Annotated in this window: 6 protein-coding genes and 1 pseudogene; 1 reads left to right on the top strand and 6 read right to left on the bottom strand. The window is 55.0% G+C overall.

Annotated features, from left to right (window positions below; translation table 11 throughout):
- Window positions 1–340 precede the first annotated feature (340 nt).
- The 3 genes and pseudogenes from INF30_RS05655 to grcA3 all read right to left on the bottom strand — a co-directional run bounded on the left by INF30_RS05655 (window position 341) and on the right by grcA3 (window position 3,735).
- Complete coding sequence (locus tag INF30_RS05655) at window positions 341–511, bottom strand: DUF362 domain-containing protein (RefSeq protein ID WP_022319077.1); 171 nt, start codon at window positions 509–511, stop codon at window positions 341–343.
- Window positions 512–599: 88 nt separating this feature from the next.
- Window positions 600–1,376, bottom strand: coding sequence for a pyruvate formate-lyase-activating protein (gene pflA, locus INF30_RS05650; protein ID WP_226394477.1), 777 nt, complete (start codon window positions 1,374–1,376; stop codon window positions 600–602).
- A pseudogene (gene grcA3, locus INF30_RS05640) lies at window positions 1,342–3,735 on the bottom strand (autonomous glycyl radical cofactor GrcA3). Before grcA3 ends, pflA begins: the two are co-directional and overlap by 35 nt.
- Window positions 3,736–3,978: 243 nt before the next feature.
- Here grcA3 and INF30_RS05635 point away from each other — a divergent pair.
- Window positions 3,979–5,184 carry a substrate-binding domain-containing protein gene (locus INF30_RS05635; protein ID WP_226394476.1) on the top strand — a complete coding sequence of 402 codons (1,206 nt, stop codon included), beginning with the start codon at window positions 3,979–3,981 and terminating at the stop codon, window positions 5,182–5,184.
- A 179-nt stretch (window positions 5,185–5,363) separates the two neighbouring features.
- Here the strand turns inward: INF30_RS05635 and INF30_RS05630 are convergent, their stop codons facing one another.
- From INF30_RS05630 to INF30_RS05620, 3 genes are read right to left on the bottom strand one after another with little or no spacing between them, the layout of a single operon-like run.
- On the bottom strand, window positions 5,364–6,776 hold the full coding sequence (locus tag INF30_RS05630; RefSeq protein WP_226394500.1) for a sensor histidine kinase: 1,413 nt from the start codon (window positions 6,774–6,776) through the stop codon (window positions 5,364–5,366).
- A 41-nt stretch (window positions 6,777–6,817) separates the two neighbouring features.
- Window positions 6,818–7,519, bottom strand: a complete 702-nt coding sequence (locus tag INF30_RS05625) for a response regulator transcription factor (protein ID WP_076780271.1) — start codon at window positions 7,517–7,519, stop codon at window positions 6,818–6,820.
- Window positions 7,520–7,534: 15 nt separating this feature from the next.
- Entirely contained in the window at window positions 7,535–9,913 is a 2,379-nt protein-coding gene (locus tag INF30_RS05620; RefSeq protein WP_226394475.1) for an endonuclease MutS2, read from the bottom strand.
- Window positions 9,914–9,935: the final 22 nt, after the last annotated feature.

Below are 9,935 nucleotides of genomic sequence, written 5' to 3'. Positions count from 1 at the left end.
GAGCATTGCTTTTGTGTGCTGTCAAGGGTGGCGTGAGCTGCCATCAAACTTCATATCTGCGATTTTCAAGGTTCAATCGGAGCCTATTTTTTAGGCTTCGCTTTTTCATAACTTATTTGACACTACCATACATAGATGAGTATAACATGTACACCGGGACAAGATTGTCAAAAGGGGTCGGCATCGTGTACGAAAATCCTACAAGAAAACCCTGCAAGAAAATCCTGCGCAAAGCGGTTCCCTGTCTGAAATGAAAAAACGGACCGCCCGCATCAGGTGCAGACAGTCCGCCTTTTTGCTATGTTCATATAAATCTCTGAGAAAAACTTCTCGTCTGGGATTAGCCCTGAGAGATAGCTCCTGTAGGACACTGAGCTGCGCAAGCGCCGCAATCTACACAAGCGTCTGCATCGATCTCATAGTGATCTGCTCCCTGGGAGATAGCTCCTACTGGACATTCAGCTTCGCAAGCGCCACAGCTTACGCACTCATCACTAATTACATGTGCCATGATATATTCCTCCTTTGACTATTGTCATTATTTATACATATAATAATACAAAAGCTGCAAATATACAAGACTTAGTGATGTTCTAAATTTAGCACAATTTTGCCTTTTTGTACGCCGCCAGGATGATCTGGCGGGCAGCGGCGGCCTCCTCCTTTGTGGCTTCACGGGTTCCCTCCAGGGGATAGGGAAGGCCCAGCTTTTCATACTTTACCTTACCCAGTGTGTGGTAGGGGAGCACGTCCAGAGCCTGCACATTGTGCAGGGAGGCCATGAAGGTGCCCAGACCTTCCAGATACTCCCGATAGAGCGTGATGCCGGGGACCACCACATGGCGGATCCACACGGGGATGCCCTGCTCGTCCAGATGCCGGGCAAATGCCAGGATCTGGCGGTTGGAATGGCCGGTCAGGCTCTGGTGCTTTACGTCGGATATGTGCTTGATATCCAGCAGTACCAGGTCTGTCAGAGCTAAAAGTTCTGCAAGTTGCGTCATAAACCGCTCGCTGTGGGGATTGAACATGATCCCCGAGGAGTCGATGCAGGTATGGATATGATTTCGTTTCAGATCCCGGAACAGTTCGATGAGAAAGTCCATCTGCATCATGGGTTCTCCTCCTGTCACTGTCACGCCGCCGTTGCGGTAGAAGGGGAGATTGGAATAAAACCCCTCCAGGACCTCATGGACGCTCATGAGGGTTCCCTTCCCGTACTCCCAGGTGTCCGGGTTGTGACAGTACCGGCACCTCATGGGACAGCCCTGGAAAAATACGACATAGCGTATGCCGGGGCCGTCCACCGTGCCGCAGCTCTCGATGGAGTGGATATATCCTTTACATTCCCTCGTGGAAGGTACGTGAGATGACATCGTCCTGCTGTTCCTTTGTCAGCTTATTGAAGTTGACCGCGTACCCGGATACACGCACGGTGAGCTGGGGATATTTCTCCGGGTGCTTCTGGGCGTCCAGAAGGGTCTCGCGGGTGAACACATTTACGTTCAGATGGTGTCCTCCCTGCTCCACATAACCGTCTAACATTGCCACAAGATTGTCTACCTGCTGCTGATTTACTGCCATAATGTTACTCTCCTTTCTTAATTGTACTGTCTGTTATTCTCTGTCAATGCTCTCCTCAATGTTGGGGATGTTGCATGCCATGTTGGCGCACTCGTCTTCCAGCCTGTCTATATCCAGGTCGCCGGCGAAGATGCGGTCGTCTTTTCCAAGAGCCCCCGGAATGATGGAGAAGGTGTTGGAAATGCCGTCCTGGGCGTGGCGGAAGGGGATCTTTGCCACAGATGCCAGGGAGGCGAGAGCGCCGTGGGTATCACGTCTGTGCATGGGGTTGGCGCCGGGAGCCAGAGGCTCGCCCTGCTTTCTTCCGTCCGGTGTGTTTCCTGTCTTCTTGCCGTACACTACGTTGGAGGTGATGGTCAGGATGGACATGGTGGGGATGGAGTGGCGGTAGGTGTGGTGCTTGCGGATCTTGTCCATGAATGTGCGGACGATCTCCACAGCGATCTCATCTACTCTGTCGTCGTTGTTTCCGTATTTGGGGAAATCTCCCTCCACCTCGTAGTCCACTACAAGGCCGTCCTCGTCCCGGATGGGTTTTACCTTGGCGTACTTGATGGCGGACAGGGAGTCGGCCACCACAGAGAGACCTGCGATGCCGGTGGCGAAGTACCGTTTTACCTCCCGGTCGTGGAGGGCCATCTGCAGTTTCTCATAGCAGTATTTGTCGTGCATGTAGTGGATGACGTTCAGGGTGTTCACATAGAGACCTGCCAGCCACTCCATCATGTCGTCAAATTTCTGCATCACATCGTCGTACTCCAGATATTCGGTGTCCACCGGGCGGTATCTGGGGCCTACCTGCACTTTCATGCGCTCGTCCACACCGCCGTTGATGGCGTAGAGAAGGCATTTTGCCAGGTTGGCGCGGGCGCCGAAGAACTGCATCTCCTTGCCCACACGCATGGAGGAAACACAGCAGGCGATGGCGTAGTCGTCGCCGTGGGTAGCACGCATCAGATCGTCGTTCTCGTACTGGATGGAGGAAGTCTTGATGGACATCTTTGCGCAGTACTCCTTGAAGGTCCTGGGAAGTCTTGTGGACCACAGGACAGTCAGGTTCGGCTCCGGTGCGGTGCCCAGGTTGTCCAGGGTGTGGAGGTAGCGGAAAGAAGTCCTTGTCACCAGCGGACGCCCGTCGATGCCCACGCCTCCGATGGACTCTGTTACCCAGGTAGGATCCCCGGAGAAGAGGGAATTATACTCCGGTGTGCGGGCGAATTTGACAAGGCGCAGCTTCATGATGAAGTGGTCGATATACTCCTGTGCCTGCTCCTCTGTGATAAGGCCTCTGTCCAGATCTCTCTGGATATAGATGTCCAGGAAGGTGGAAGTACGGCCAAGACTCATAGCGGCGCCATTCTGCTCCTTGACAGCTGCCAGATAGCCGAAGTAGAGCCACTGGATGGCCTCCTTTGCGTTCTTTGCCGGCTTGCTGATGTCAAATCCGTAGATGTCTCCCAGTTCTTTCAGCTCGCCCAGGGCCCGGATCTGCTCGGCCAGCTCTTCCCGCAGGCGGATGTTGTCGCCGGTCATGCGGACCAGGGAGGTGGCGAGCTGCTGCTTTTTGTCCTCAATGAGCCAGTCTGTTCCATACAGGGCTACCCGGCGGTAGTCGCCGATGATGCGGCCTCTGCCGTAGGCGTCCGGAAGACCGGTGATGATGGCTGATTTTCTCGCCAGACGCATCTCGGGAGTGTACACGTCAAACACACCCTGGTTGTGGGTCTTCCTGTATTTTGTGAAGATCTCCACCACTTCCGGGTCCACTTCGTAGCCATTTTCGTGGCAGGCGTTCTGGGCCATGCGGATGCCGCCGAAAGGCTGCAGGGAGCGCTTGAAAGGTTTGTCTGTCTGGAAGCCCACGATCTGCTCCAGATCCTTGTTCAGGTAGCCGGGGCCGTGGGAGGTGATGCCGGAGACGATCTTTGTGTCCATGTCCAGGACGCCGCCTGCCTCACGCTCTTTCTTTGAGAGTTCCATGACCTGGTCCCAGAGCTTTCTGGTGGCCTCTGTGGGGCCAGTAAGGAAAGAGTCATCTCCCTCGTAGGGTGTGTAGTTATTCTGAATAAAATCGCGCACATTTACGGAAGTGCGGTTCCATCTGCCCGGACGGAAACCGTCCCAGCTCTCTGCGATCCAATTTTTTTCCATGTATGATCCTCCTCTAAAGTGAAATAGTAACAGTGGTAATCCGTTGTGCCCTTATTATATGAGAACGTGTATCATTTAGTCAATAGATGGATTGTATTTATTTGTATACAGTATACAAAAATGATAAAAATTATACACGAGTTCCCGGCATGGGCTAAATTTAAGAAATTTTTCAACATTTTTTCAATATTTTGGTGTATAGTGTTTGTAGTCAATTTTTCAAAGATGTGGAGTGTTGAGAAAATGAGAAGCTTATGGAGAATTTCGGCACTTCTGGCCAGTGCGGCTGTAGCGCTGGCAGGGTGCGGTCAGACAAAGACGGGTGACGGGGAGGAACAGACGACGACCGTCAACAGGACAGAGGAGAAGGTGGACGAGGAGAAGGTACGCCTGGAGGCTCTGGACCCTTCGGCCTACGGGAATGTGGAAGGACTGAATCTGGAGGCGGGTACCTATATATCTGTCATTGGAAAAGCTTCCGGAGGCGATTTCTGGGACAAGGTGAAAGAGGGGGCTGAGAAGGCTGTCTCTGATATCAATGAGGCCCTGGGATATAAAGGGGAGGACCGGGTGCGGATGGTGTACAGCGGCCCCTCTGAGGCGGGCGATGTGGATGAGCAGGTGAATATTCTGGACGAGGAGCTGGCCCGGTATCCCCAGGCCGTGGGCATCTCCATTATAGACTCCCAGTCCGGGGATGTGCAGTTTGATCTGGCTGCTGAGAACGGTATTTCTGTGGTGACATACGACTCTCTGAGCAATTACCAGAACGTGATGGCCAAGATCAGCACGGACAATGACGCAGCCGGAGCGGAGGCGGCAGACCACCTGGCTGAGACCATGGGAGATACAGGGGAAGTCCTGATCTTTGCCCACGACTCCAGGTCCCTGACCACCCAGGAGAGAGTGGACGGCTTTGCCCAGAAGATGCAGGCAGATCATCCTGGGATCACTGTGGGAAACACCTACTATCTGGATGAGCTGGAAGAGCTGAAGCAGACCATCGCAGACGAGATCAACGGGGGAACCTACGCCAGGGAAGGGCAGGAGGCAGCGCCCATAGAGGACGAGGGAAACCGCGTCGCTGCAGAGGACATCTCCGATGAGGAGGCCATGGACTATATCTTTGCGAAAAATCCGGATGCCACAGCCATCTACGGCACAAGCGGAGAGGCAGTCATGGCGGCTGTGGAGAACACCCAGCGGCTGGAGAAAGAAGATATGAGCATTGTGGGATTTGACGCTACAGAGGAAGAGGCCCAGGCGCTGGAGGACGGTCTGGTGGAAGGGCTTATCGCCCAGAATCCTTACGGCATGGGCTACGCCACAGTGGTAGCCTGCTCGAGAGCCATTCTGGAGATTGGAAATGAGGCGGAGGTGGACTCCGGCTACATATGGATCACAGCGGACAACATGGAGGACCCGGAAGTGGCCGCCATGCTGTATTAGAGATCCTCTATCCTGCGTGCAGGAGAAAAGAATAGCTTTGCATACAAACAGAAAAAGGAGGGCCACATTTCCGAAGAGGATATTCCGGCGGGAGGGGTGAGAGACTGTCATGCAGGCTCGAACCCCGGAGCCGGCCTCAAGGAAATGTGGCCCTCCTTTTTCGTACCATTTATACAAAGCTAACTGCCTTTTTTGGGCAGGGAGAAGATGAACTCGGTCCCCACCCCCTCGGTGCTGATGACATTGATATTTTCCCCATGTGCCTGGATGGCCTCCTTGACAATGGACAGGCCCAGGCCGGTGCCCTTCTTGTCCTTCCCCCTGGAGGCGTCTGTCTTGTAAAAGCGCTCCCAGATCTTGTTCAGGGAGTCCCTGGGGATGCCGATGCCGTAGTCCTTGACGGAGATGTAGACCTTGTCGCCCCGGTCTGTGGTCTCCACGGTGATGCTGGAGTCCGAATCGCTGAACTTGATGGCATTGTCGATCAGATTGTAGAGAACCTGCTGGATCTTTTTCCGGTCTGCATACACGTTCAGATGTCTGGCAGCCAGAAGGAGCTCAATGGAGATCTTTCTCTTTGTGCAGATGACTTCAAAGGTGGCTGCGGTGTTCTTGATGACTTCGTGTATGTCGAAGACTTCCTTGTTCAGGAGAATGTCCTTTGTGTCGAACTCGTTCAGGGTCAGCAGATCCTGGGTCAGATCTGTCAGGCGCTCTGTTTCAAAGAGGATGATATTCAGATATTTCTGCTGCATTTCCGGCGGGATGGTGCCGTCCGCCATAGCCTCCACATAGCCTTTGATGGAAGTGAGGGGAGAGCGGAAGTCGTGGGATACATTTGCCACGAATTTTTTCTGGTAGTCCTCCATATCCCGCAGCTGGGCGGACATGTAGTTCAGGGAGGCGGAGAGGTATCCCATCTCGTCTTGGGTGGTCACCGGGATCTCATACTCCAGGTTGCCGGAGGCGTACTGGGTGGCAGCCTCCGTGATCCTGCGCAGAGGCCGGTACACCAGAAACTGGAAGGCCAGCAGCACAATGAAGGAGAGCAGATAAATGATGATCACCGTGGCGTAGACGGCCTGCATCAGAGTGTTCCGGAAGTCTGCCAGATCCGACACTTCCTTGTGGATCAGCAGATAGCCCTTGGTGGAAAAGCCCTGGATCACCGGCGCGCTGACGGTGAGTACATCCTCCTCAAAATAGCCGTGATAGTCCCCTTCCTGGTAGGTGGCGCTGCCGCTCTCGGCAGGATCGAAGTCCTGGATCTGGGACGGGGCCGAAGGATAGCTGTCCGGACGGGAGGAGAGCAGGATATTCCCCTCTCTGTCCACCAGCCAGACGGCGGCATCCGCGTAGGAGGAGAGGCCGTTCAGCTGCATTTTCACCTCGGAGCCTGACAGCAGCTCGCTGAAGTACCCGGGCAGGTAGTCGTTTGACATGGCGGTTGCCTCTGCGTAGAGGCGGTCCGCCTCCGAGGACTTCAGATTGCTGTATGTGAGGCCGGAGGCCAGGGTGGCCGCGGTGAACAGGCTTAAGAACCCCAGGATGATGTAGACAAGGATGAACTTCAGATAAAGGGTGCTGTTCAGCGGCAGATTATTTTTTCCTGTCTTTTTTCGCGAGAAAAGCATTATTTTACCTCGAATTTATAACCGATGCCCCACACGGTGGCAAGAGACCAGGAGGGATGATCCTTGATCTTCTCCCGGAGACGTTTGATGTGTACGTCCACAGTCCGTGTGTCGCCGATGTACTCGTAGCCCCAGATCTGGTCCAGGAGCTGCTCCCTTGTGAAGACCTGGTTGGGGGAGGAGGCAAGAAAGTAGAGAAGTTCCAGCTCCTTTGGCGGCATGTCCACATTTTTTCCGTCCAGGAGCACAGAATAGTTGGTCAGGTTGATGACAATGCCCGGGTACTCCACGCATTTTCCCCTGTCTTCCACCGGCGCCTCCTGGCGGACGGGCTGGTAGCGGCGCAGGACAGCCCTGACCCGGGCCACCATTTCCTTGGAGTCAAAAGGCTTCATAATATAATCGTCTGCCCCCAGTTCCAGCCCCAGCACCTTGTCAAACACTTCGCCCTTGGCGGAGAGCATGATGATGGGGGTCTGGGAACGGCTGCGGATCTCCCGGCACACCTGGTAGCCGTCGATGCCGGGCAGCATCAGATCCAGGAGAATGAGGCTGGGATGGTACTGGTCAAAAGCTTTCAGCGCCTCCTCTCCGTCGTGAACGATCATGGTGTCAAAGCACTCTTTTGTCAGATACAGAGAGATCAGCTCTGCAATATTTTCATCGTCATCTACGATCAGTATTTTTTGTTTGTTTACCATAAATATCCCCCTTGCCTATTTGAATTCCACAATGGTGACACCTGCATCGCCCTCGCCGAAGGCAGCCAGGTGGAAGTCCTTGACGTGCTTCTGCCTGCGCAGGTACTTGTGGATGCCGTTGCGGAGAGCGCCTGTGCCCTTTCCGTGGACGATGCGCACCGGGCTGATGTGGGCCAGGTAGGCGTCGTCCAGATATTTGTCCAGCTCTGCCACGGCCTCGTCCACTGTCTTGCCCAGAAGGTTGATCTCCGGGCTGACGGACAGGGATTTTCCCATCTTCATCTTACCCTGGGAGGTGCGCCGCAGATTCTTGGCAGCTGTGTACACGGGCTGTTCTTCGATGATCTCCAGATCAGAGATGTTGACCTGGGAGTTGAGGATGCCCATCTGTACGTTTACATTTCCTTTTGCGTCGGGGAGGGATGTGACAGTGCCGTTCAGGTTCAGACTCAGGACGCGGACGGACTCGCCCAGCTTAAAATCGCCGGGCTTATGCTGTTTCTTCGGCTTTGGCGCTGCCAGCTTCTTGCCGGAGCCGGTGGAGGCGATCTTCTTGCGGAGCCGCTCTCTTTCTTTTTCCATCTCCGAGGCGGAGATGTTCTCTTTCCCGAACTTCCGGAAGTTTTTCATGGTCTCGTCGGCCATTTCCTTGGCCTCTTCCAGGATGGCCCGGGCCTTGTCATTTGCCTCCTCCAGGATGCGGTCCCGCTGGGCATCCAGTTTTGCCTGTCTTGCCGCGGTCTCGCTCTTCATCTTCTCCAGCTCCCGCCTGTAGGCGCTGATCTCCTCTTTTTCCCTGTCAATGATGCGGCGGCTCTGCTCCAGGTTGGTCAGGAGATCCTCAAAGGACTCCTCCTGATCGGAGAGGTGCTTTCTGGCCTCATCGATGATATAGTCCGGAAGCCCCAGCCTGCTGGAGATGGCAAAGGCGTTGCTCTTGCCGGGAATGCCGATGAGGAGACGGTAGGTGGGGCGCAGCGTGGCCACGTCAAACTCGCAGGAGGCATTTTCCACTCCCTCGGTGGAGAGGGCGAAGACTTTCAGTTCGCTGTAGTGGGTGGTGGCCATGGTGCGGATCCCCTGCCGGTGAAGGTGCTCCAGGATGGCGATGGCCAGGGCGGCTCCCTCGGTGGGGTCCGTGCCGGCGCCCAGCTCGTCGAAGAGAACCAGGCTGTCCGGGGTGATATGTTTCAAAAAGGATACAATATTTGTCATGTGGGAGGAGAAAGTGCTGAGACTCTGCTCAATACTCTGCTCGTCCCCGATATCTGCGAATACATTTGTAAATACTCCCAGCTCGGAGCGGTCCAGGGCGGGGATGTGGAGGCCTGCCTGCCCCATCAGGGTGAAGAGGCCTACGGTCTTCAAAGAGACCGTCTTTCCGCCGGTGTTGGGACCTGTGATGATGAGAAGGTCAAAGTCCTCCCCCAGTGTCAGGGAGATGGGGACAACCTTTTTCTGGTCCAGAAGGGGGTGGCGCCCCTGGCGGATCCGTATTCTCCTTTCATTATTAAAGAGAGGGCGGCTGGCGTTCATGGAGAGGGCAAGAGCGCCCCTTGCAAAGATGAAATCCAGCTCTGTCATGGCCTTGTAGTCGGCCCGGATAGCGTCCACATACTGGGCGGTCTCATTGCTCAAGTCCGCCAGGATGACCTGGATCTCCTCCTGCTCTTTCCCGTACAGTTCTTTCAGGTCATTGTTCAGCTTGACAATGGACATGGGCTCAATGAACAGGGTGGAGCCGGTGGAGGACTGGTCGTGTATCATGCCCGGCACCTGGCTTCTGTACTCTGCCTTCACGGGGATGCAGTACCTGTCCCCCCTCATGGTGATGAGGGCGTCCTGCAGGTAACTGCGCAGGGGGCCGTTTACAAGGGAGGTCAGGGTGGAGTGGATCTTGTCTCCCGCCAGGTTGATCTGCCGGCGGATGTGCTTCAGCCCCGGGCTGGCCTCGTCGCTGATCTCCTCCTCGCTGATGATGCAGCGGTCGATCTCAGCTGCCAGTCTGGTGAGGGGCTCGATCTGATCGAAGTAGACATCCAGGCAGTCGGCGGTCTCGTCCACTGTCTCGTGGCGTCCGTAAGCCTTGGCCCGGCCGGCGGCTTTTAAGACTTTGCAGATCCTAAGGAGCTCTCCGGCCCCTAAGGTGCCGCCGATCTCCAGGCGCTTCAGGGAGTCGCTGACCGGATCACAGCCGGAAAAAGAAAGGCGGCCTTTTTTCACGATCCGTGAAAAGGCGGCCTGGGTCTGCTCCTGGGCGGTCTCGATCTTGTTGATATCTGTGTATGGTTTTAAAGAGCGGCAGGACCGGACGCCCCCCGGGCAGGTGGCCTGGGCGGTGAGAAGGTCCACGATCTTGTCGAATTCCAGTTTTGTCAGTGTTTTATGATTCATGTACGTTCACCTGTATAATTTT

The sequence above is a fragment of the Claveliimonas monacensis genome, assembly GCF_014982975.1.
Taxonomy (GTDB): domain Bacteria; phylum Bacillota; class Clostridia; order Lachnospirales; family Lachnospiraceae; genus Claveliimonas; species Claveliimonas monacensis.
The sequence above is the reverse complement of the archived record's forward strand: the minus strand, read 5'-3'. Positions and strand labels throughout refer to the sequence as shown.

Excerpts from the sequence above, each read along its gene's own strand:
- INF30_RS05655 (WP_022319077.1), bottom strand. The coding sequence starts at position 511 with ATGGCACATGTAATTAGTGATGAGTGCGTAAGCTGTGGCGCTTGCGAA.
- pflA (WP_226394477.1), bottom strand. The coding sequence starts at position 1,376 with ATGTCATCTCACGTACCTTCCACGAGGGAATGTAAAGGATATATCCAC.
- INF30_RS05635 (WP_226394476.1), top strand. The coding sequence starts at position 3,979 with ATGAGAAGCTTATGGAGAATTTCGGCACTTCTGGCCAGTGCGGCTGTA.
- INF30_RS05625 (WP_076780271.1), bottom strand. The coding sequence starts at position 7,519 with ATGGTAAACAAACAAAAAATACTGATCGTAGATGACGATGAAAATATT.
- INF30_RS05620 (WP_226394475.1), bottom strand. The coding sequence starts at position 9,913 with ATGAATCATAAAACACTGACAAAACTGGAATTCGACAAGATCGTGGAC.